The organism is Ideonella oryzae, assembly GCF_024055665.1.
In the GTDB taxonomy this organism is placed as follows: Bacteria; Pseudomonadota; Gammaproteobacteria; order Burkholderiales; family Burkholderiaceae_C; genus Ideonella; species Ideonella oryzae.
Genome location: NZ_JAMXMC010000013.1, coordinates 22,438 through 45,308 on the forward strand (window position 1 = coordinate 22,438; position 22,871 = coordinate 45,308).

Below are 22,871 nucleotides of genomic sequence, written 5' to 3' on the forward strand. Positions count from 1 at the left end.
CTTGCGCAGCCGGGGCAGGGCCGCCCGTTCACACCCGATCGGGGCCGACACCTGGACCGTGGCTGCCTGTCTGCCCCCTTCACGGGATGGGGCGAGTGCCTCGGGCGAGTTCCTCGCCAGAGGCCCGTCCCGGCCTGCAGGTGCTGGCCCCATTCCGCGTTTCCCCTCTTGAGGAGCACTGTCCATGAACCATCCTGCCGCCCCCGGCGTGTCGTTGAACGCACCGGCCTACGTCAAGAATGCCCGCCTGCTGGCCTGGGTTCGCGAGATCGCGGCCCTGACCCAGGCCAAGGACGTGTACTGGTGCGACGGCAGCCAGGAGGAGTACGACCGCCTGTGTCAGCAGCTGGTCGACGCTGGAACCTTCAAGAAACTCGACCCGGTCAAGCGCCCGGGCTGCTACCTGGCCGTGACCGACCCGTCCGACGTGGCCCGTGTGGAGGACCGCACTTTCATCTGCAGCCAGAAGAAGGAAGACGCCGGCCCCACCAACAACTGGATGGCCCCGGCCGAGATGCGCGCGCTGCTGCAAAGCGGTGAGCAGGCCCTGTTCAAGGGCTGCATGGCCGGCCGCACGCTGTACGTCATTCCCTTCAGCATGGGTCCGCTGGGCTCGCCCATTGCCCACATCGGCGTGGAGCTGTCGGACTCGGCCTATGTGGCCGTGAACATGAAGCTGATGACCCGCATGGGCAAGGCTGTGATCGACCTGCTGGGCACCGACGGCGACTTCGTGCCCTGCGTGCACACCGTGGGTGCGCCGCTGGCCGAGGGGGCGAAGGACAGCACCGTCTGGCCCTGCAACCCGACCACCAAATACATCGTCCACTACCCCGAAACCCAGGAGATCTGGTCCTACGGCTCGGGCTACGGCGGCAACGCCCTGCTGGGCAAGAAGTGCTTCGCGCTGCGCATCGCCTCCACCATGGGCCGCACCCAGGGCTGGCTGGCCGAGCACATGCTGATCCTGGGCGTGACCAACCCCGAGGGCAAGAAGTACCACGTCGCGGCCGCCTTCCCCAGCGCCTGCGGCAAGACCAACTTCGCCATGCTGATCCCGCCGGCGGCCTTGGGCGGCTGGACCGTCACCACCATCGGTGACGACATCGCCTGGATCAAGCCCGGCAAGGATGGCCGCCTCTACGCCATCAACCCGGAAGCCGGCTACTTCGGTGTGGCCCCGGGCACCAACTTCAAGACGAACCCCAACTGCATGGAGTCGCTGAAGAGGGACGTGATCTTCACCAACGTCGCGCTGACCGACGACGGCGACGTCTGGTGGGAAGGCATGGACGGCGAGCCGCCGACCCACGCCATCGACTGGCAGGGCAAGGACTGGACGCCGCAGATCGCCAAGGAGACCGGCGCCAAGGCTGCGCACCCGAACTCGCGCTTCACCGTGGCCGCCACCAACAACCCGGCGCTGGACCCGGCCTGGGATGATGCCAAGGGCGTGGCCATCGATGCCTTCATCTTCGGCGGCCGCCGCAGCACGACGGTGCCGCTGGTGACGCAGGCCCGCACCTGGACCGAGGGCGTCTACATGGCCGCCACCATGGGTTCGGAGACCACCGCCGCCGCCTTCGGCGCCCAGGGCGTGGTGCGCCGGGACCCCTTCGCCATGCTGCCCTTCTGCGGCTACAACATGAGCGACTACTTCCAGCACTGGCTCGACATCGAGCACAAGCTGGAGGGCGAGGGCGCTCACCTGCCCAAGATCTTCTGCGTCAATTGGTTCCGCAAGGGCGCCGACGGCAAGTTCGTCTGGCCGGGCTATGGCGACAACGCCCGTGTGCTGAAGTGGATGATCGGCCGCATCGAGGGCCAGGCCCTGGGCGAAGGCCACTTCTTCGGCGTCAGCCCGCGCTACGAGGACCTGGACTGGACCGGCCTGGACTTCTCCAAGGCCCAGTTTGACAGCATCATCGATGCCGACCCTGTGGCCTGGAAGGACGAACTCGCCCTGCACCAGGAGCTGTTCGACAAGCTGGCCTACCACCTGCCGACCGAGCTGAGCGCCACCAAGCAGAAGCTCGAGGCCGCGCTGGCGCGCTGAGCCGATCTGCCCGAGCCCGCATGGGCGACACTTGCCGCCCATGCGACTCCAGCTCCTGTCCGACCTGCACCTCGAGACCGAGACCTTCGACCCGACGCCGGCCCCCGGTGCCGAGCTGCTGGTGCTGGCCGGCGATGTGGACGCCACCTGGGACGGGCTGGCGTGCTTTGCCGACTGGCCGGTGCCTGTGCTCTTCGTGCCTGGCAACCACGAGTTCGACCGCCGCGACATGGACGAAGCCCTGGCCGGTCTGCGCGCGCGCTGCGCCGCGCTGGGCATCACCCTGCTGGAGCACGACGAGACGCTGCGCACCGGCGCCGACGGCCGGCGGGTGCGCTTCCTGGGCACGGTGCGCTGGAGCGATTTCGAGCTCTTCGGTCCCGCCCAGCGCGAACGCGCGATGCGCGCGGCCGGCTACTTCACCCGGGTGCAGCAGAGCACCCGCGGCGGGGCGGTCTTCGACCCTGAGGCGGTGCGCGCCGCTGGCCTGGCCGACCGGGCCTGGCTGGAGACGGCGCTGATGCAGCCGGCGCAGGGCGCCTGGGATGCCACCGTGGTGATCACCCACTTTGCCCCCAGCCTGCGCAGCGCCGACCCGCGCTACGGCCAGCAGCCGGGCACGGCCAGCTTCTGCAACGCCGATGACGACCTGATCCCGCGGGCCGACCTGTGGCTGCACGGCCACCTGCACTGCCGCCACGACTACCGCATCGAGCGGCCGGGGCGTGCGCCCGCGCGGGTGGTCTGCCAGGCCCGCGGCCTGGCCAAGAAGGGCGAGGCCGACGGTTTTGAACCTCACCGCCTCATCGAGGTCTGAGCCACAGACTTGATCCCGGGCAAGAGAGACCGGGACTGTCCTGACACACTTGAACCAGAACTCACCAGGAGATGACGATGAAGATCCTCGTGCCCGCCGATGGCAGCCCCTACACCAAGCGCATGCTGGCCTACCTGGCCGCGCACGACGAGTGGCTGGGTTCCCAGCACCAGTACACCGTCATCACCGTGGTGCCCGCCGTGCCGCCGCGCGCCGCCGCGGTGCTGGACAAGGCGATGCTGAAGTCCCATTACGACGACGAGGCCGAGAAGGTCTTCAAGCCCATCCGCACCTTCTTCAATCGCCAGAAGATCGCGGCCGAGTTCGTGGCCAAGGTGGGGCCGGCGGCCGACCAGATCACGGCCCAGGCCAAGAAGGGCGGTTACGACCTGCTGATCATGGGCTCGCATGGACATGGCACCCTGGGCAACCTGGTGCTGGGCTCGGTGGCCACCAAGGTCATGGCCGGCTGCGAGGTGCCGGTCTTGCTCGTGCGCTGAGATCGCCCATCCCCTCCGCAGGATCATTAGAGAAACTGATCGCCTCTGAAATTCATTAAAGAACCTTCATTGCCGCGCCACCCCTGCGCAGAATGCGTCCATTGACATCGGTCAGGTGTCGGGTTCCATTTTTTCTTGCGAGGTTGCGGCATGAAGGTCATCGTTCTCGGCGCGGGCATCATCGGCACGGCCACCGCCTGGTTCCTGTCCCAGGAAGGCCATGAAGTCACCGTGGTGGACCGCCAGCCGGACGCCGGTCTGGAGACTACCTACGCCAACGGCGCGCAGATCTCGGTCTGCTTCTGTGAACCCTGGGCCAATGCCAGCGCGCCCTTCAAGGTGGCCAAGTGGCTGCTCAAGGACGATGCGCCACTGCTGTTCCGCCCCCACCTGGACCCGTACCAATGGCGCTGGGGCCTGAAGTTCCTGACCCAGTGCACCGACGCGGCCTTCGCCCGCAACGTGCAGCAGCTGGTGTCCCTGGGCATGTACAGCCACGCCGCGCTCAAGGAAATCCTGGCCAGCACGACCATCGAATACAACCGCCTGGAGAAGGGCATCCTGCACTTCTTCTCCTCGCAAAAGGACTTCGAGGCCGGTGCCCAGGCGGCCGAGCTGATGCGCGACTACGGCGTGGACCGCCGCATCCTCAGCCGCGAGGACATGCTGAAGATCGAGCCGGCCCTGGCCCACTCGACCCAGCAGATCTTCGGTGGCACCTACACCCCGAGCGACGAATCCGGCGACGCCAAGGTCTTCACCCAGCAGCTGGCCCAGCGCTGCGCCGAGCGCGGTGTGAAGTTCCTGTGGCAGCACGAGGTGCAGGGCTTTGACCTGCGTGGCCGCGAGGTCTCGGGCGTCAAGCTGGTGGACCACAGCACCGGCCTGTCGCGCACCGTCACCGGTGACCAGGTGGTGGTGGCCATGGCCTCCTACACCCCGGCCCTGCTGCGTCCGCTGGGCATCGACCTGGACATCTACCCGGCCAAGGGCTACTCGGCCACCATGCGCCTGAAGAAGCCCGAGGCGGCCAGCATGGTCAGCCTGCTGGACGATGGCGCCAAGGTTGCCATCTCTCGCCTGGGCGACCACATCCGCGTGGCCGGCACCGCCGAGATGGCCGGCCTGGACACCCGTCTGGACACGCCCACCGCCAAGGCCCGCTGTGCGGCCCTGGTGCGCCGCTACGAGCAGCTCTTCCCCGGCGTGGCCGACACCAGCGAGCCCAACTTCTGGACCGGCCTGCGCCCGAGCACGCCCAACAACATCCCCTACATCGGCCGCAGCAAGATCAGCAACCTGTGGCTCAACGCCGGCCACGGCACGCTGGGCTGGACCCACGGCGCCGGCTCCGGCAAGGCCATGGCCGAGCTGATCAGCGGCAAGCGTCCGGCGCTGCAGTTCGGCTTCTGCGGCGAGGCCCTGCCTGCCGGCAAACCCCAGGTGGCCGTGGCTGCCTGAGCACCGCTTTCCCTGGTTGCGCCCGACCCGGGCGGCGAGAGTGGCCCTTGCGTGCCACAATCGCCGCCCTTTTCGTTTCCGCGCCGCCATGACGACCGCTTCGCTCTCCGCCGGCGCCACCGCCGCCCCCGGCTTCTGCGCCATCGACTTCGGCACCTCCAACTCGGCCATCGCCTTGCCGGTGGCCCCGGGCCAGGTGCGCCTGGTCGAGGTGGAGCCCGGCCAACGCACCATGCCCACCGCCGTCTTCTACGCGCTGGAAGACCTGGCCCCCGACCAGGCGCCCGAGCGCCTGTACGGCCGCGCCGCGCTGCGCGCCTATGTGGACGGCGTCGAGGGCCGGCTGATGCGCTCGATGAAGAGCGTGCTGGGCTCCTCGCTGATCGAGCAAAGCACCGACCTGGGCGAAGGCCATGCGGTGACCTTTCTGGAGGTCATCGCTGGCTACCTGCGCCACCTCAAGACCCTGGCCGAGCGCGAGGCCGGCCACGCCATCCCGCGCGCGGTGCTCGGTCGGCCGGTGTTCTTCGTCGATGGCGACCCGGCGCGCGACGCCCAGGCCCAGGCGGCGCTGGAGGCCGCCGCCCGCCAGGTCGGCTTCCAGGAGGTGGCCTTCCAGTTCGAGCCCATTGCCGCGGCGCTGGACTATGAAGCCACGGTCGACCACGAGCAGCTGGTGCTGGTGGCCGACATCGGCGGCGGCACCTCGGACTTCTCGGTCGTGCGGGTGGGGCCGCAGCGCCGTTCGCGCATCGACCGCGCCGACGACATCCTGGCCAGCCACGGTGTGCATGTGGCCGGCACCGACTTTGACCGCCATGTGGAGCTCAGCGCCATCCTGCCGCTGGCCGGCTACCGCGCCCGGGGTCCCAAGACGGCCGAGCGCGAGGTGCCCAGCAAGGTCTATTTCGACCTGGCCACCTGGCACCTGATCAACACCGTCTACACCCTGCCGCGGGTGATGGAACTGCGCAGCATGAAGGCCTTCTATGCCGATCCGGGCCTGCACCGCCGTCTGATGACCATTGCCGAGGAGCGCCTGGGCCATGGCCTGCTGGCGCAGGCAGAGGCCGCCAAGATCGCGGTGGCCGAGGGGCGCGAGGCCAGCATCGCGCTGGGCAGCCTGGAGCGCGGGCTGCAGGCGCAGTTGGGTGAGACCCAGGCGCTGGACGCCATTGAGGCGGACCTGGAGCGCATCGTCCAGACCGGGCTGGAGACGGTGCGGCTGGCCGGCGTCACGCCCGAGCGCATCGAGGCGGTCTACCTGACGGGGGGCTCCACGGGCTTGGCGCCGCTGGCCCAGCGCATTGCCGCGCCCTACGCCCAGGCGCGCACGGTGCGCGGCGACCGGCTGGCGTCCGTGGCCCAGGGTCTGGGCCTGCACGCCCAGCGGGTCTTTGCCTGAAAGTCAGCGCCCGCTTCAAGGCGCTTCTCAGTGCTTGGGACCCGGCTTGCGGGGGCCGCTGCCCGGGCCGCGGGGGGCGGCTTGGCCCGGTGCCCTGGCACCGGGGCGCGGGCCGGCGCGGCGGGTGCCGCCGGCTCGGGGCTGACCCGACTGAGGACGGGTCACGTCGGCCAGCATCAGCGCGCCGCTGACCAGGGCCTCCACGGCTTCGCCCAGGTCGGCCGGGGGCTCCAGTTCCTCGATGGCGGCCAGCAGCTCGTCGGCATCTTCCAGGTCGTCCGGATCGAAGGCGCGGTAGATGGCTGCCAGCGGCTCCATCACCTTCTGTGGCTCCAGTCGCATCAGCTGCGGGAAGAACTCCATCGCCAGCGCGAAACCGGCAGCCCAAGGCATCACCGTGGCCAGCGGGTCCATCTCGTCGCCGTCCTCGTCTTCCAGCTCGAAGATCCAGGGGTCGAACCACTGGCGGCCGTGGATGGCACGGTTCAGTTCGGCATGGCGGCGGCGGGCCAGGGCGGCAATGGGGGCCGGGTCCACGCCCTTGGGCAGCGGCCGGCCCTCGGCGTCGAACACGTGACGCAGCCACTCGGCGTCGGGGACCGGGGTTGGCTGCAGCAGCACGCCGGTCAGAAAGCCGTCCAGCATCGACAGGTCCAGCGGCTCGAGCGGGGCGGGCAGGGCATCCAGGGCGGATTCCAGCGCGTCCATGTCGATGTCGGACAACGGGGTGGTGGGGTTTGAAGCTGCCATCGTGACATTGTCACGCCGCGCAGGGTGTCCCTCTTCGGAGGGATACCGCAAAAGCGGAATTTCCCTACAGTGACGGGCATGGAAGCGCCATCTGCTTCCCCCGGTCCCAACGACGTCCTCTTGGAGGACTTGAGCGACCTGCCCCGCAAGGGGTGGGTCGTTTTTTTTGCCTGAGCTCCGTCAGGCGACGGGAGCATCCGGGCCAAAACCCTCCTGGAAGGCGTGCCGCAGAAACTCGACCAGCAACTGCACCGTGCGGGGCACCTGGGCCGTGCGTGGCCGAATGGCCCACAGATGGCGCCCGAACACCCCCACCGGCCGCCAGCCGGGCAGCAACGGGGTCAGCAGGCCGGTGCGCAGGGCGGCCTGGATGCTGAAGTCCGGCAGCAGGGCGATCCCCAGGCCGGCCAGCGCCGCTTCGCGCAGGGCCTCGCTGTTGTTGGCGGCCAATGGCCCGGCAATGCCCACCGTCACCCGCTCCTCCCCGCCGCTTTCGGGCTCGAAGCTCCAGCCCGGGGCCTCGTCCGCCCGGGGGTAGAACAGGCAGCGGTGCCGGGCCAGCTCGGTCGGATGGGTGGGCGTGCCCTGGGCCGCCAGATAGCCGGGGCTGGCCACCAGCAGGGTTTCGGTGGGGCACAGGGCCCAGGCCACATGGGTCTCGGGCGGGTTGTCGGTGTGGCGCAGCGCCAGGTCGAAGCCCTCGGGCGCCAGGGCCACCAGCCGGTCCGACAGGTCCAGCTCCAGCCGCAGTTCCGGGTAGGCCTGCAGGAAGGCCGGCAGGCGCGGAAAGAGCTGCTGGCGCGCCAGGGCGACCGGGGCGGTCAGCCGCAACAGGCCGCGCGGCTGGCCGGCCAGGTCGTGCACGCCGGCAAAGGCTTCGGCGATGCTGGCAAAGGCCGGGCGGGTGCTGTCGGCCAGCTGGCGGCCGGCCTCGGTCAGGCGCACGCTGCGGGTGGTGCGGCGCACCAGGGGCACGCCAGCAGCGGCCTCCAGTTCGCTGATGCGCAGACTCATGGCCGCCTTGCTCAGGCCCAGGCGGCGGGCCGCGGCGGTGTAGCTGCCGGCCTCGCCCAGCACGGTCAACGCATGCACATGCGCCCAGAGGCTGCCCAGGGGGCGGGAGGCGTCGGCACGCAAGGATTCATTGTTCATTTCAGTGAACAATGATTCCAGAATCTGGGCATTGGCGCCAGGCCGGTCGCTGCCTAGACTGAGGGCCTCTCAGAACCTACACCGGAGACCGCCATGGGCGCCCCTGAAGCCTTCACCCGCAGCACCGACATCGGCCACTTCATCGGCGGCAAGCCGGTGCCTGCCAGCAGCGGCCGCAGCCAGGCCGTCTACAACCCCGCCACCGGTGCGGTGAGCTGCCAGGTGCAGCTGGCCAGCGCCGACGACGTGAACGCCGCCGTGGCCGCCGCTGCCGCCGCCTTCCCGGCCTGGGCCGACACGCCGCCGATCCGCCGCGCCCGCGTGCTGAACAAGTTCCTGGCCCTGCTCAACGAGCACCGCGACACGCTGGCGGCCATGATCACCGCCGAGCACGGCAAGGTCTTCACCGACGCCCAGGGCGAGGTGACCCGCGGCATCGAGATCGTCGAGTTCGCCTGCGGCGCACCGCAGCTGCTCAAGACCGACTTCACCGACCAGGTCTCCACCGGCATCGACAACTGGACCCTGCGCCAGCCCCTGGGCGTGGTGGCCGGCATCACGCCGTTCAACTTCCCCTGCATGGTCCCGATGTGGATGTTCCCGATGGCCCTGGCCACCGGCAACACCTTCGTGCTCAAGCCCAGCGAGCGCGACCCGTCGCCCAGCCTGTTCATCGCCGAGCTGCTCAAGCAGGCCGGCCTGCCCGACGGCGTCTTCAACGTGGTGCAGGGCGACAAGCTGGCGGTGGACACGCTGCTGAACCACCCGGACGTGAAGGCGGTGAGCTTCGTCGGCTCCACTCCGATCGCCCAGTACATCTACGAGACGGGCGCCCACCACGGCAAGCGGGTGCAGGCCCTGGGTGGCGCCAAGAACCACATGGTGGTGATGCCCGACGCCAACCTGGAGCAGGCGGTGGACGCGCTGATCGGTGCGGCCTACGGCTCGGCCGGTGAGCGCTGCATGGCGATCTCGGTGGCGGTGCTGGTGGGTGACGTGGCCGACAAGATCATCCCGATGCTGGCCGAGCGTGCCAAGACGCTGAAGATCAAGAACGGCATGGAGCTGGACGCCGAGATGGGCCCCATCGTCACCCGCGAGGCGCGTGACCGCATCGAGGGCTACATCGCCGCCGGCGTGGCCGAGGGCGCCACCCTGGTGGTGGATGGCCGCGGCACCACCGTGGCCGGCCACGAGAAGGGCTTCTGGACGGGCGGCACGCTGTTCGACCACGTGACCCCGGCCATGCGCATCTACAAGGAAGAGATCTTCGGCCCGGTGCTGGCCTGCGTGCGGGTGAAGGATTTCGCCGAGGCGCTGGACCTGGTCAACGCCCACGAGTACGGCAACGGCGTGGCCTGCTTCACCAGCGACGGCCAGGTGGCGCGCGAGTTCGGCCGCCGCGTGCAGGTGGGCATGGTGGGCATCAACGTGCCCATCCCGGTGCCCATGGCCTGGCACGGCTTCGGCGGCTGGAAGAAGAGCCTGTTCGGCGACATGCACGCCTACGGCGAAGAGGGCGTGCGCTTCTACACCAAGCAGAAGAGCATCATGCAGCGCTGGTCCAACAGCATCGCCAAGGGCGCCGAGTTCGTCATGCCCACGGCCAAGTAAGCCTGGGGCTTTCCCTCGGCATACCCCCATGGGTTGACGAGGATCAGGCGGACGACTGGACAAGCCGGGCGGGTCGGCCTGAAGCTGTGGCTTCGGGAGGATCTGCCATGGCCCCTGTCACCGCATCCCCATCGCCGCCGGGCGCGCCGGATCTGGCGCGCGCTCAGGCGCTCTACCGCCAGCGCGCCGCGTTCTATGACGCGGAGCTGGCGCCCTTCGAGCCCCTGCGGCGCGAAGCCGTGGCCCTCCTGGGCCTGCAACCCGGCCAGCAGGTGCTGGACCTGGGTTGCGGCACCGGCCTGAGCCTGCCGCTGCTGGCCGAACAGGTCGGCCCCACGGGTCGCGTCTGGGGGCTGGAGCCCTGTTCCGAGATGGCCAGCCTGGCCCGCCAGCGTTGTGCCGGGGCCGGCGGGGCCCCGGTGCAGATCTGCCAGGCCGATGCCCTGCATGCCGACTGGCCGGGGGATCTGCAGGCCGACGCGGCCCTGTTCCAGTTTGCCCACGATCTGCTGCAGCAGCCCGAGGCGCTGGCGGCCGTGATGGACCACCTGCGCCCTGGCGCCACAGTGGTGTCCTGTGGGCTGGAGTGGGCGCCGACCTGGGCCTGGGCAGCCAATGCCTGGGTCTTCAGCGCGGCGCTCTACTCGATGACCACCCTCGACCGGCTGCACCAGCCCTGGCAGCACCTGGCCCGCTGGCTGCCGGATCTGCAGGTGCACAGCACCTGGATGGGCTGCATCTACTTCGCCATCGGCCACAAGCCCGACAGGGGCGGCTGACGTGCGCGTCTCCCAGGTTTGAAGGTGGGGTGGATCCCGAGCGCTCCCGCGTCCAAGGGACGCCAGAGACTTTCGCTGCGGTGCACAATGAGCATATGAACACCCGGTCCCTCACCGCCGACCGCCCCCAGACCCTGGGGGAGGAGATCGCCAACGCGATCAGCCATGGCTTGGGCTTTTTGCTGGCTGTGGCCTCTTTGCCCATCCTGCTCTGGCAGGCCCAGCGCCAGGGGGGCGGCACGCTCAATTTGGTCGCCGTCAGCGTGTTTTCCGGCACGATGATGTTGCTGTACCTGGTGTCCGCGGTCTACCACGCCCTGCCGCAGGGCCGTGCCAAGCTGTGGATGAACCGGGCGGACCATGCCGCCATCTACCTGTTCATCGCCGGCAGCTATACCCCCTTTGCCCTGGGGGCTTTGCGCGAGCACGGCGGCTGGTGGCTGCTGGGGGTGATCTGGGCGCTGGCGGTGGCTGGGGTCACCGTCAAGCTGCTGGACCGGCTGCGCCACCCCTGGTGGTCCACCGGCCTCTATGTGGCCATGGGCTGGCTGGCGCTGTTCGCGCTCAAGCCCATGGTGGCGCAGATGGCCATGTCCGGCCTGCTCTGGCTGGTGATCGGCGGGCTCAGTTACACGCTGGGCGCGGTGGTCTTCATGCTCGACAACCGGGTGCGCTACGCCCACTTCGTGTGGCACCTGTTCGTGCTGGGCGGCAGCACATGCCACTTCTTCGCGGCCCTCTGGCACGCGCAGTGAGCGCAGGCTCTCAGCCGAAGGTCGAATCCACGGGCGTCTGGCCCGGCACTGCCTGCCCCGTCTCGGACACTGCTGGCACATAGCGCCGCCAGGTGCGCTTGCCCGCCTGCTTGGCCTGGTACATGGCCTGGTCCGCGCAACGCAGCAGGGTTTCCCGGTCGCGCGCGACGTCGGCAAAGCTGCACACGCCAATGCTGGCCGACACATGGTTCACCGTCTGATCCTGCAGCCCGTAGGGGCGCGAGAGCGCGTCCACCAGCTGCCGGGCGATCCCGTCCAGGGCCTCGGCCGAGCCGGTGTTCTCCAGCAGGACGGCGAACTCGTCCCCGCCCAGCCGACAGACCACATCCGTCTGCCGCAGCTGGGCGCGCAGGCGCTGCCCCACCTGGCAGAGCAGGGCGTCGCCCTGGTCGTGGCCCAGGGTGTCGTTGACGCGCTTGAAGCCGTCCAGGTCGATGTAGATCAGCGCTGCCTGGTCCCGGCCCAGGGCCAGGTCCAGCTGCTCCATGAAATAGTGCCGGTTATTCAGGCCGGTCACCGGGTCGGAATAGGCCAGGTCGTTCAGCCGGGCCTCGGCCAGCCGGCGCTGCCCCAGTTCGTGGTGCAGGCGCACATCGCGCTGCTGCAGCTGCTGCATCATCTGGTTGAAGGCATTGCGCAGGGCGAGCACCTCGGCACTGCCGCCGGCTTCGGAGCGCAGCGAGAAGTCGTGCTGGCGCCCCACCTGCAGGGCGGCGTCGACCAGCGCGGCCAGCGGGTCCGCCACGCGGGCGGCCACCCGCCGCCACAGCGGCACCGAGATGGCGAAGGCCGCGCCGGCCACCAGCAGGCTGAAACCCACCGCCCGCAGCAGGGCCCAGTAGGTGGGCCGCAGCGTGGCCTCCATGGCCAGCGTGCCCACGACGGTGCGGTGGCGCACCACCGGCTGGTAGCGCACCACGCTGCACCAGCGCAGCTGCCAGCCCTGGCCGTCCGCCCGGGGCTGTTGGCAGTCGGGCGCCGACGCGCCGGCTTCGGCCGGCCGCTGGTAGCGGGCCAGCAGGCTGCCGTCGGGCAGGAACAGCCAGGCCCGGATCACTTCCGGCGAGCCGCGCAGCGAGCCCAGCAGGTCCTGGGCCTCGTCACCGCTGTTGAACATCACCGCGGCTTCGCTGTTGGTGGCGATGACCGCCGCCAGACTGGCCAGGCTGGCCTCCAGGTGGGCACGGCGACTGAGCATCTCGTGCACCAGCATCACCGCCACCACGCCGGCCAGCAGCGCGGCTGTCAGCAGCAGGCCGAAGGTGGTGATCAGGCGGCGGATGGGGGGCGCGGTGACGGCCATGCGGTGGGGGAGGGAATGCCGGATCAGCGGGCGCCGGTGACGAAAGTCGCCATTTTCAGCATTCGCGGGCTGAAGTCGATACGCACCTTGCGTGCCATGGCCAGGTTGACCTCGAAGCCCAGCTTCAGGTCCCGCTTCTGGATCTCGATCATCAGTCCCTGCTCGGCCAGCCCGTCCCCGTCGGTGATGGTCAGGATGGGGGCCTGTTCCAGCCGGGGCAGCAGCTCAGGCAGCCAGCGCCGCTGGCTGTCGTCCAGGTACAGCGCATGGCACTTGCCCAGTGCATCCTGGGGTCCCACATGCACCACGGCGATGTGCAGCCCGTTGAGCACCGTCTTGCCCGCCAGCTTCTCGAGCTGGGCATCCAGCGGGGTCTGGCCCACCACGCACAGGCGAAAGGGTTCGTCCGGGGCCACCGGCCACTGGGCGAACTGGATGAAGTTGTAGAGGTAGGCGGCCTTCATGGCCCGCTCATCCACCTGGGCGTGGGCCAGCGGGCCGGCCCCCAGCAGCGGCAGCAGGGCCAGCAGCGTCAGCAGGGGGCGTCTCATCGGAAGCTCCCCTGCAGGCCCACCCAGGCGTAGCGGGCCCGCCGGGCCGGGTCCGGCGGCGCGCTGTAGTAGCCATCCAGGGTGTGGTCGGGGCTGTTGCCCACGTTGCGCCAGCCCACGGTCAGGTCCAGGCCCGCCACCGCCTTCAGGCCCAGCAGGGTCAGATCGATGCGGGTGCTGGTGGGCACGGCACTGTCCGAGGCCGTGCGGTAGGCCCCGGTGTGGCGCAGGGCCGTGCTCAGGCGCCAGCGCTCGCTGCCCAGCGGCACGCTCAGCTGCAGCTTGCCGATGTGGCGCGGCGCATAAGCCAGGGTGCCCCCCAGGTTGTTGCTGGCGTGCTGGACGACCTGGCTGGCCCGCAGGCGCAGGCCCTGCCATTGCCATTCGCCCTCCAGCTCCGCGCCGTGGCTGTCGAGCTGTTCGACCTGCGGATCCGGCCAGATCAGATGGCGCACGCTGGAGCGGTAGACACTGGCCAGCAGGCGCAGGTCATCGTGCCGGTACTCGGTGGACAGCTCCCGGTGCAGTGCGCGTTCGCCGTGGGTTTGCGGGACCTCGCCAAAGCCCTCCTCGGCAGCCGAGGCAAAGCGCGTGGCGCGCCCCACGGAGGCCTTGACCTGCCAGTCGGGCGTGGCCCACCACACCAGGGCCGCATGCGGGCTGGCGGTCCAGTCCACATGGGAGCGGCGGTCCCCGCGCACCCCCAGGGTCAGCCGCCAGTCCGGCGCCAGGCGCCATTCGTCCTCGGCCGACACGCTGACGCTTTTGCGCTGCATGCCGTCCTGCACGAGCAGGCCCTGGTTGTCCTGCTCCCGGTAGCGCAGCACCGGGTCGGCCCGCAGGCGCAGGCCCAGGGCCAGCCGGTGGTCGGTCCAGCCCGCGTAGCCGGCCTGGCCCTCCAGGCTCCACCAGTGGCCGTTGGAACGGATGCCGCCCAGGTAGTCGCCCGCCGAGGGCCAGTCCAGGGTGTAGTCGTACTTCTGGGCGCCCCACTGGGCGCGCAGCAGGGTCTGCCAGCCGCTGTCCCAGGCATGCTGGTGACCCAGGGCCAGCACGTCGCCACCATCGGTGTGGCGCTCGTCGGCCGGGTCCCAGGGGTAGTGGCGCTGCACGCTGCGGCGGCTGCCCAGGGCCTGCAGGTCGAAGTCCTCCCACTGACCCTTGAAGAAGTAGCTCAGCGCGTTGGCCTGCCCGGCCATTGGCAGGTGGCCCACCTCGCTGGTGGGCACGCTGTCGTTGCGCCGCATCGTGAGCGAAGCCAGCCATTCGCGGCCGTCATCCAGGCGCCGGCCCGCGCTCAGCCGGGCCTGGCGGTCCTGGTTGGCGCCGGCGGCCAGCGCCGCCTCCACCCCGTCCAGGTCACGGCCGCGCCGGGTGACGATGTTGATCACGCCCAGGAAGGCGTTGTTGCCGTACATGGCCGAGCCGGCGCCCGGCGCGTACTCGATGCGCTCGATCAGTGCCGGGTCCAGCAGACCGTCCTGCCCCAGGAAGACCTGGTCGAACAGGTTGTCCACCGCGGCGATGCCGTCCACCAGCATCAGCACCCGGCCGGCATAGGCGCCGGGTCCGCCGATGCCCCGGGCGCCCAGGTAGACGTAGTCCAGGTCGGTGCTCAGGTGCAGGCCGCGCATCTGGTCCAGCACCTCGCCCAGGGTGCGCAGGCCCAGGGCCTGGATGTCCTGGGCGGTCAGCACCGAGACGGCGGAGGCCGCATCGGTGATCTGGCGGGCGAAGCGGGCCGCGCCCACCACCTCGGTGTCGAGCAGCTGCTCCAGTGGCAGCTGCGTCAGGTCCGGGCCGGCGGTTGTCTGCGCGGCGCCCACCAGGGGCAGGGTGCCCAGGGTGGCCAGGGCGGTCAGGGCCTTCCAGCGGATCGGTCGGTGGCGGGGACGAGGGCGGGTGGGCTGGGATGAGGTCGCGTAGCGGGGCATATCGCTTCATATCGGCGATGTGTCCCAAAGGTGAAGGCCCCTTCCCAAAAGAAGGTGCCCTGCCGGGCACCTTCTGCCACCGCCCGGGCGACCGGGCTCAACGCACCTTGCCGGCCTTCCAGGCGTTCAGCAGGGTGTCATAGGCGATGGTCTCGCCCTTGGGCTTCTCGTTGGCCAGCTTCTTCCACGGGGCGTGCTGGTCCGACAGCCACTTGTCGGCGCTCTCCTTCGGGTTGAGCTTGGGCGCGCAGTGGCTCATGCCGGCGCGCTGCAGCCGGGCCATCACGTCGTCCATCTCCTTGGCCAGGTTGTCCATCGCCGCCTGCGGGGTCTTTTCGCCCGTGACGGCCTGGGCCACGTTCTTCCACCAGAGCTGGGCCAGCTTGGGGTAGTCGGGCACGTTGGTGCCGGTGGGCGTCCAGGCCACCCGGGCCGGGCTGCGGTAGAACTCGATCAGGCCGCCGTACTTGTCGGCGTTCTTGGTGAAGTACTCGCTGCGGATGTCCGAGTCGCGGATGAAGGTCAGGCCCTGGATGGACTTCTTCAGCGAGGTGGTCTTGGCCGTCACGAACTGGGCGTACAGCCAGGCCGCGGCGGTGCGGTTGGGATCCCCGTTCTTGAAGAAGGTCCAGCTGCCCACGTCCTGGTAGCCGTTCTGCATGCCGGGCTTCCAGTACGGGCCGTTGGGGCCGGGGGCCATGCGCCACTTGGGTGTGCCGTCGGCGTTGACCACCGGCAGGCCCTTCTTGGTCATGTCCGCGGTGAAGGCGGTGTACCAGAAGATCTGCTGGGCGATCTGGCCCTGGGCGGGCACCGGGCCGGCCTCGCCGAAGGTCATGCCGGTGGCTTCCTTGGGCGCGTACTTCTTCATCCAGTCGATGTACTTGGTCAGCGCGTACACCGCCGCCGGCGAGTTGGTGGCGCCGCCCCGCTCGACCGAGGCGCCCACCGGGGTGCACTTGTCGTCGGCCACGCGGATGCCCCATTCGTCCACCGGCATGCCGTTGGGAATGCCCTTGTCGGCCGAACCCGCCATGGACAGCCAGGCGTCGGTGAAGCGCCAGCCCAGCGAGGGGTCCTTCTTGCCGTAGTCCATGTGGCCGTAGATGGGCTTGCCGTCGATGGTCTTCACGTCGTTGGTGAAGAAGTCGGCGATGTCCTCGTAGGCGCTCCAGTTCAGCGGCACGCCCAGCGCATAGCCGTACTTGGCCTTGAACTTCTCCTGCAGGTCCTTGCGGGCGAACAGGTCGGCACGGAACCAGTACAGGTTGGCGAACTGCTGGTCGGGCAACTGGTAGAGCTTGCCGTCGGGCGCGGTGGTGAAGCTGGTGCCGATGAAGTCCTTCAGGTCGATGCCCGGGTTGGTGAACTCCTTGCCCGCGCCGGCCATGTAGTCGGTCAGGCTCATGATCTGGCCGTAACGGTAGTGGGTGCCGATCAGGTCGGAGTCGCTGATCCAGCCGTCGTAGATGGACTTGCCCGACTGCATGGAGGTCTGCAGCTTCTCGACGACGTCGCCCTCCTGGATGATGTCGTGCTTGACCTTGATGCCGGTGATCTCCTCGAAGGCCTTGGCCAGCACCTTGGACTCGTACTCGTGGGTCGTCAGCGTCTCCGAGACCACCGAGATCTCGTTGACACCCTTGGCCTTGAGCTTGGCGGCGGCGTCGATGAACCATTTCATCTCGGCCAGCTGCTGGGTCTTGTTCAGCGTGGAGGGCTGGAACTCGGTGTCGATCCATTTCTTGGCGGCGGCCTCGTCGGCCCACGCACTCTGGCCGACGATCGCGCACGCGGCGGCCAGCGCCAGTGCGGTGTGGTGCAACTTCATCGTTTGTCTCCTCGATGGTTCAACTGCGGACTCGCTGCCCCGATCTGTGGTTGGCTTCGCCATGGCCCCGGGGCAGCGCCGGGCCGGACGTCAACGGTGGGGCTGGTCTCAGCCCTTTCTCATCACCCAGGCCAGAAAGCCCATGGACAGCACGAAGCTGAACCAGATGCTGGGCTCCTGTTCCAGCTTCAGCCATTCGGCGATGTGGCCGGCCAGGCCGACGAAGGCCAGGTTGATGTAGGCGGCGCTCAGCAGGCCGATGAACAGGCGGTCGCCCCGTGTGGTGGCGATGGGCAGAAAGCCCTTGCGCAGCGTGGTGGGCGACTTGATCTCCCACACCGTCATGCCGATCAGCATCAGCACGATGGCACCGAAGAACACCGCCACTGGCGTGGTCCAGACCATCCAATCCAACATCACACTCTCCCCATGGCAAAGCCCTTGGCGATGTAGTGCCGCACGAACCAGATCACGATGGCGCCGGGCACGATGGTGAGCACGCCGGCGGCGGCCAGCGTGGCCCAGTCCATGCCGCTGGCGCTGACCGTGCGGGTCATCGTCGCCACGATGGGCTTGGCGTTGACGCTGGTGAGGGTGCGTGCCAGCAGCAGTTCCACCCAGCTGAACATGAAGCAGAAGAAGGCCGTCACGCCCACGCCGGCCTTGATCAGCGGCAGGAAGATCGTCAGGAAGAAGCGCGGGAAGCTGTAGCCGTCGATGTAGGCGGTCTCGTCGATCTCGCGCGGAATGCCCGACATGAAGCCCTCCAGGATCCACACCGCCAGCGGCACGTTGAACAGCAGGTGGGCCAGCGCCACCGCGATGTGCGTGTCCATGAGGCCCAGCGTGGTGTAGAGCTGGAAGAAGGGCAGCAGGAACACCGCGGGCGGCGTCATGCGGTTGGTCAGCAGCCAGAAGAACACGTGCTTGTCGCCGATGAAGCTGTAGCGGCTGAAGGCATAGGCCGCCGGCAGGGCCACGGTGATCGAGATCACCGTGTTCATCGCCACGTAGATCAGGCTGTTGATGTAGCCCGAGTACCAGCTCTCGTCGGTGAAGATGGTGGCGTAGTTGGCCCAGGTGAAGTGGGTGGGCCAGAGGCTGAAGCCGCTGAGGATCTCCTCGTTGGTCTTGAAGCTCATGTTGACCATCCAGTAGATGGGCAGGAGCGCGAACACGAGGTAGGCCAGCAGGAACAGCGTCCGTTTCTGAAAGCGGGGTTCAGCCATGGCTGGCTCCTTCCTTCTCGGCCTGACCCAGGCGCTGCATCCAGTTGTAGAGAACGAAGCAGAACAGCAGGATGATGAGGAAATAGATCAGCGAGAAGGCCGCGGCCGGGCCCAGGTCGAACTGGCCGACCGCCTTCTGCGTGAGGTACTGGCTCAGGAAGGTGGTCGCGTTGCCGGGCCCCCCGCCGGTCAGCACGAAGGGCTCGGTGTAGATCATGAAGCTGTCCATGAAGCGCAGAAGCACCGCGATCATCAGCACGCCGCGCATCTTGGGCAGCTGGATGTAGCGGAAGACGGCCAGCTTGCTGGCCCCGTCGATGCGGGCCGCCTGGTAGTAGGCGTCGGGGATGGAGCGCAGGCCCGCGTAGGCCAGCAGCGCCACCAGCGGCGTCCAGTGCCAGACGTCCATCAGCAGCACCGTCAGCCAGGCCTGGGTGGCGTCGCCGGTGTAGCTGTAGTCGATGCCCAGGCGCTCCAGGCTGTGGCCCAGCAGGCCGATGTCGGTGCGGCCGAAGATCTGCCAGATCGTGCCCACGACGTTCCAGGGGATCAGCAGCGACAGCGCGACGATCACCAGCGTCACCGAGGCGCGCCAGCCCGCGGCCGGCATGGCCAGCGCCAGGGCGACCCCCAGGGGCAGTTCCACCGCCAGCACCGCCAGCGAGAAGCGCAGCTGGTTCCACAGGGCGCTGTGCAGTTCCTCGTCGCGCATCACGGCGGCGAACCATTCCGTGCCGACGAAGACGCGGCGGTCCGGACCGATGATGTCCTGCACCGAGTAGTTCACCACCGTCATCAGCGGCAGGATGGCCGAGAAGGCCACGCACAGGATGACGGGCAGGATCAGGAACCAGGCCCGCTGGTTCACCGGTTTGGTCTGAACGCTCATGCGATGAGCTCCTCGTCGAGGTAGTAGCAGGTGTGCTCGCCCAGCAGCTGCGCACCCACCGGGGCGCCCACCGCCGGTGCCTCGGCCTCGGCGGGCAGGCGGGCCTTGAGCGTGTGGCCGGCGGCCTCCAGCGTGACCAGCAGGTAGGTGCCGATGTCCTGCACCTGGCGCACGGTGGCCGGCAGCGCGCCGGGCCCGCCGGCAGGCTGCAGGCGCAGGTACTCGGGGCGGATGCCCAGGCGCAGCGCGCCGGCGGGCAGCGCGCGCCCGGCCGGACCCAGCCGCTGACCGGCCACCTGCAGCTCGCCGGCCTCCACCGTCACCGGCAGGAAATTCATGCCCGGCGAGCCGATGAAGTGGCCGACGAAGGTGTGGGCCGGCCGCTCGAACAGGGTGTCGGGCGCGCCCAGCTGCATCACCCGGCCGCGCGACATCACCACCACCTGGTCGGCGAAGGTCAGGGCCTCCACCTGGTCGTGGGTGACGTAGATCAGCGTGAGCTTGAGTTCGTGGTGGATCTGCTTGAGCTTGCGCCGCAGCTGCCACTTCAGGTGCGGGTCGATCACCGTCAGCGGCTCGTCGAACAGCACGGCCGACACGTCCGGCCGCACCAGGCCGCGGCCCAGCGAGATCTTCTGCTTCTGGTCGGCCGACAGGCCGGCGGCGCGCTGGTCCAGCTGGTGGCTCATGCCCAGCATCTCGGCGATCTGGCCCACCCGCTGCCGGATGGTCGCCGCCGGCACCTTGCGGTTCTTCAGCGGGAAGGCCAGGTTCTCGGCCACGGTCATGGTGTCGTAGATGACCGGGAACTGGAACACCTGGGCGATGTTGCGCTGCTGCGGCGTGGCGCGGGTCATGTCCTGGCCATCGAAGCGCACCGTGCCTTGCGAGGGCACCAGCAGGCCCGACATGATGTTGAGCAGCGTGGTCTTGCCGCAGCCCGAGGGGCCCAGCAGCGCGTAGGCGCCACCGTCCTCGAAGCACATGGACATGGGCAGCAAGGCGTAGTCGCTGTCGGTCTTGGGCTGGGGCTTGTAGGCGTGCGCCAGGTCGAGTTCGATGCGGGCCATCTCAGCACCCTCCCGGTCGTTGCGGCGCGAGCAGCAGCTCGCCCCGGGCGTCGAAGACATGCACCTGCGCCGGGCTGACGTGCAGGCTGATGGGGGCGCCCAGCGCGAACTCGTGCACCCCGGTGAGCTGGGCCACCAGCTCGCCCACGGCGGTCAGCACATGGACGAAGGTGTCGGAACCGGAGATCTCGGCCAGCTCCACCGTGCCGGCCAGGGCCACGTCGCCCGCACGCGGGGCCACGCGCAGCGCGCTGGCGCGCACGCCCACGGTCAGCTCCCGCAGGTCGGTGGGGGGCAGGGCCAGGGCCAGCGCCGGGCCGCCGGCCAGCTGCAGGCCGCCTTCGGTGGCCAGGGCCGGCAGCAGGTTCATCGGCGGGTCGCTGAAGGCCCGGGCCACGCGGATGGAGCGCGGGTGGTGGAAGACCTCGGCGGTGGGCCCGTACTGCAGCAGCTCGCCCTGGTCCATCACCGCGGTCCAGCCGCCCAGCAGCAGGGCCTCGGCCGGCTCGGTGGTGGCGTAGACGACGGTGCCCTGGCCGCTGGCAAAGAGCTGGCACAGCTCCTCGCGCAGTTCCTCGCGCAGCTTGTAGTCCAGGTTGACCAGCGGCTCGTCCAGCAGCATCAGCGGTGCGCCCTTGGCCAGGGCCCGGGCCAGTGCGACGCGCTGCTGCTGGCCGCCGGAGAGCTCGGCCGGCAGGCGCTCGAGGAAGACCCCGATGTGCAGCCGCTCGGCCAGGGCCCGCACCTGGCGGTCGATCTCGGCCGCGGGCCGGCCCCCCAGCCGCAGCGGCGAGGCGATGTTGTCGTACACCGTCATCGACGGGTAGTTGATGAACTGCTGGTAGACCATGGCCACATTGCGCTGGCGCACCGGCAGGCCCGTCACGTCCTGGCCGTCCACGCGCACCCGGCCGGTGCTGGGCGCGTCCAGGCCGGCCATGATGCGCATCAGACTGGTCTTGCCGGCCTGGGTCGCGCCCAGCAGCACCGTCACGGCACCGGGCTGCGGGGCCAGGTCCATCTCGTACAGCCAGGGCGCGGCCCCGACCCGTTGGCTGATGCCTTCCAGCGTCAGCTGCATGGGTTCACCTTCATGTCGGTTCCGTCGTTCTCGGGGTGGGGGTGCGATCGCAGCCAGTCGCTCACGCGTTGGCGTTCTTCGGGGGTGTAGTGCAGGCCCAGCTTGCTGCGCCGCCACAGCACGTCGTCGGCGTCCTGGGCCCATTCCTCGCGCTGCAGCAGGCGCAGCTCGGCCTCGTACAGGCCCGGCGCCACCTCGGCGCCCAGCCCGGCCAGGGAATGGGCCTGGCCGATCAGCGCGCCCACCCGGGCCCCGTAGGCCCGCGCCAGGCGCCGCGCCAGCGGGCCCGGCAGCCAGGGGTGGCGCTGGCCCAGGGTCTGCACCAGGCGCTCGAAGTCGGTGTCCGGGCGGCGGGCCGGGCCGATCCAGTCGCGCAGGTCGCCGCCGGGCAGGAAGGCGCCTTCGGTCCAGGGCCGGCGGGCCTCGCCCAGCATCTGGCCGACCTCGGTGGCGGCATCCTCGGCCAGCTTGCGGAAGGTGGTGATCTTGCCGCCCCACACGCTCAGCAGCGGCGCGCCCTCGCGGTTGGGCTCCAGCAGATAGTCGCGCGTGACGGCCGAGGGGTCGCCCGAGGCATCGTCCAGCAGCGGTCGCACGCCGGCATAGGTCCACACCACGTCGGCCGGCGTGACCGCGCGCTTGAAGTAGCGGCTGGCCTGGGCGCAGAGGTAGGCGATCTCGTCCTCGGCGATGGCCGCGCCGCGCGGGTCGCCGTGGATCTCCTGGTCGGTGGTGCCGATCAGCGTGAAGTCCCGCTCGTAGGGGATGGCGAAGATGATGCGCTTGTCCGGGTTCTGGAAGATGTAGGCGTGGTCGTGCTCGAAGCAGCGCCGCACGACGATGTGCGAGCCCTTGACCAGGCGCAGGCTCTTGGTGGCCAGGGCCTCTTGGCCGGCGGGCCGGGCGGTCTCGCGCAGAAAGCTCTCGGCCCAGGGGCCGGCGGCGTTCACCAGCGCGCGGGCCCGCACCGGGCAGCGCCGGCCGTCGGCCAGGGTCAGTGTGGCCTGCCAGCCCTGGGCGTCGCGCTGGGCGTGGCTGACCCGCGTGCGGGTGAACACCTGGGCGCCGTGGGCGCGGGCGTCGATGGCGTTGAGCACCACCAGGCGGGCGTCGTCCACCCAGCCGTCGGAGTAGACGAAGCCGCGGGTGAAGCGGTCCTGTAGCGGCGCGCCCACCGGGTGCTGGCGCAGGTCCACGCCGTGCGAGCCGGGCAGCACCTCGCGGCGGGCCAGGTGGTCGTACAGGAACAGGCCCAGGCGGATCAGCCAGGCCGGGCGCATGGCCGGGTCGTGCGGCATCACGAAGCGCAGCGGCCACATGATGTGCGGCGCGCTCTTGAGCAGCACCTCGCGTTCCTGCAATGCCTTGCGCACCAGCGAGAACTCGCGGTACTCCAGGTAGCGCAGCCCGCCGTGGATCAGCTTGGTGCTCGACGATGAGGTGTGCGCGGCCAGGTCGTCCTGCTCGGCCAGCACCACGCGCCAGCCGCGCCCGGCCAGGTCGCGGGCAATGCCGCAGCCATTGATGCCGCCGCCCACGACCAGCACGTCGCAGTCCAGCGGGGCAGCAGCCATGGCGTCACCGGGGGTCGCCGGTGCGGACGAGGCGTTGGGCAAGCGGTGTCTCCTGGGTTGAGCGGGCACCGGAAGGGTGCGCGCTTGTTCTTATTTTTT

General features: G+C 69.5%; 20 protein-coding genes. 8 read left to right on the forward strand and 12 right to left on the reverse strand.

Features of this window, described 5'->3' with window-relative positions; translation table 11 throughout:
- The first annotated feature begins 184 nt into the window (after positions 1-184).
- From M0L44_RS19180 to M0L44_RS19200, 5 genes are all read left to right on the forward strand, one after another.
- Positions 185-2,056, forward strand: coding sequence for a phosphoenolpyruvate carboxykinase (GTP) (locus M0L44_RS19180; RefSeq protein WP_252771741.1), 1,872 nt, complete (start codon positions 185-187; stop codon positions 2,054-2,056).
- Between the two features lie 40 nt (positions 2,057-2,096).
- A complete protein-coding gene (locus M0L44_RS19185; protein ID WP_252771743.1) occupies positions 2,097-2,873 on the forward strand; it encodes a metallophosphoesterase in 777 nt (258 codons plus the stop codon).
- Positions 2,874-2,950: 77 nt separating this feature from the next.
- Complete coding sequence (locus tag M0L44_RS19190; RefSeq protein ID WP_252771745.1) at positions 2,951-3,373, forward strand: universal stress protein; 423 nt, start codon at positions 2,951-2,953, stop codon at positions 3,371-3,373.
- 150 nt (positions 3,374-3,523) lie between these two features.
- Positions 3,524-4,834, forward strand: a complete 1,311-nt coding sequence (locus M0L44_RS19195; protein ID WP_252771746.1) for a D-amino acid dehydrogenase — start codon at positions 3,524-3,526, stop codon at positions 4,832-4,834.
- Between the two features lie 88 nt (positions 4,835-4,922).
- A complete protein-coding gene (locus M0L44_RS19200; RefSeq protein WP_252771749.1) occupies positions 4,923-6,239 on the forward strand; it encodes an Hsp70 family protein in 1,317 nt (438 codons plus the stop codon).
- A gap of 27 nt (positions 6,240-6,266) precedes the next feature.
- Here M0L44_RS19200 and M0L44_RS19205 read toward each other — a convergent pair whose 3' ends face one another.
- Complete coding sequence (locus M0L44_RS19205) at positions 6,267-6,989, reverse strand: YecA/YgfB family protein (RefSeq protein ID WP_252771751.1); 723 nt, start codon at positions 6,987-6,989, stop codon at positions 6,267-6,269.
- Between the two features lie 180 nt (positions 6,990-7,169).
- Positions 7,170-8,141, reverse strand: coding sequence for a LysR family transcriptional regulator (locus M0L44_RS19210; RefSeq protein ID WP_252771753.1), 972 nt, complete (start codon positions 8,139-8,141; stop codon positions 7,170-7,172).
- Between the two features lie 93 nt (positions 8,142-8,234).
- Here M0L44_RS19210 and M0L44_RS19215 point away from each other — a divergent pair, with 93 nt between their 5' ends.
- The 3 genes from M0L44_RS19215 (at position 8,235) to trhA (ending at position 11,289) form a co-directional block, all read left to right on the forward strand.
- Positions 8,235-9,755, forward strand: coding sequence for a CoA-acylating methylmalonate-semialdehyde dehydrogenase (locus tag M0L44_RS19215; RefSeq protein ID WP_252771755.1), 1,521 nt, complete (start codon positions 8,235-8,237; stop codon positions 9,753-9,755).
- A 107-nt stretch (positions 9,756-9,862) separates the two neighbouring features.
- Positions 9,863-10,534, forward strand: a complete 672-nt coding sequence (locus M0L44_RS19220) for a class I SAM-dependent methyltransferase (RefSeq protein WP_252771756.1) — start codon at positions 9,863-9,865, stop codon at positions 10,532-10,534.
- Positions 10,535-10,629: 95 nt separating this feature from the next.
- Positions 10,630-11,289: a PAQR family membrane homeostasis protein TrhA gene (trhA, locus tag M0L44_RS19225; protein ID WP_252771758.1), complete on the forward strand. Its 660-nt coding sequence runs from the start codon at positions 10,630-10,632 to the stop codon at positions 11,287-11,289.
- Between the two features lie 10 nt (positions 11,290-11,299).
- Here the strand turns inward: trhA and M0L44_RS19230 are convergent, their stop codons facing one another.
- The 10 genes from M0L44_RS19230 to glpD all read right to left on the reverse strand — a co-directional run bounded on the left by M0L44_RS19230 (position 11,300) and on the right by glpD (position 22,772).
- Entirely contained in the window at positions 11,300-12,613 is a 1,314-nt protein-coding gene (locus M0L44_RS19230; protein ID WP_252771760.1) for a sensor domain-containing diguanylate cyclase, read from the reverse strand.
- Positions 12,614-12,636: 23 nt separating this feature from the next.
- Entirely contained in the window at positions 12,637-13,164 is a 528-nt protein-coding gene (locus tag M0L44_RS19235) for a YfiR family protein (protein ID WP_252771761.1), read from the reverse strand.
- Positions 13,161-15,098: a TonB-dependent receptor plug domain-containing protein gene (locus M0L44_RS19240; RefSeq protein WP_252771763.1), complete on the reverse strand. Its 1,938-nt coding sequence runs from the start codon at positions 15,096-15,098 to the stop codon at positions 13,161-13,163. The genes M0L44_RS19235 and M0L44_RS19240 overlap by 4 nt, the downstream gene beginning before the upstream one ends.
- A 97-nt stretch (positions 15,099-15,195) precedes the next feature.
- On the reverse strand, positions 15,196-16,929 hold the full coding sequence (locus M0L44_RS19245) for an ABC transporter substrate-binding protein (RefSeq protein WP_252771765.1): 1,734 nt from the start codon (positions 16,927-16,929) through the stop codon (positions 15,196-15,198).
- A gap of 108 nt (positions 16,930-17,037) precedes the next feature.
- Entirely contained in the window at positions 17,038-17,346 is a 309-nt protein-coding gene (locus M0L44_RS19250) for a DUF2160 domain-containing protein (protein WP_252771767.1), read from the reverse strand.
- Complete coding sequence (locus M0L44_RS19255; protein WP_252771769.1) at positions 17,346-18,158, reverse strand: carbohydrate ABC transporter permease; 813 nt, start codon at positions 18,156-18,158, stop codon at positions 17,346-17,348. The genes M0L44_RS19250 and M0L44_RS19255 overlap by 1 nt, the downstream gene beginning before the upstream one ends.
- Complete coding sequence (locus M0L44_RS19260) at positions 18,151-19,047, reverse strand: carbohydrate ABC transporter permease (RefSeq protein WP_252771771.1); 897 nt, start codon at positions 19,045-19,047, stop codon at positions 18,151-18,153. The genes M0L44_RS19255 and M0L44_RS19260 overlap by 8 nt, the downstream gene beginning before the upstream one ends.
- Positions 19,044-20,117, reverse strand: a complete 1,074-nt coding sequence (locus M0L44_RS19265) for an ABC transporter ATP-binding protein (protein WP_252771773.1) — start codon at positions 20,115-20,117, stop codon at positions 19,044-19,046. The genes M0L44_RS19260 and M0L44_RS19265 overlap by 4 nt, the downstream gene beginning before the upstream one ends.
- Position 20,118: 1 nt before the next feature.
- Positions 20,119-21,198 (reverse strand): ABC transporter ATP-binding protein, encoded by a 1,080-nt coding sequence (locus M0L44_RS19270; RefSeq protein ID WP_252771775.1) that lies wholly within the window; start codon positions 21,196-21,198, stop codon positions 20,119-20,121.
- Complete coding sequence (gene glpD / locus M0L44_RS19275; protein ID WP_252771776.1) at positions 21,189-22,772, reverse strand: glycerol-3-phosphate dehydrogenase; 1,584 nt, start codon at positions 22,770-22,772, stop codon at positions 21,189-21,191. The genes M0L44_RS19270 and glpD overlap by 10 nt, the downstream gene beginning before the upstream one ends.
- Positions 22,773-22,871 lie beyond the last annotated feature (99 nt).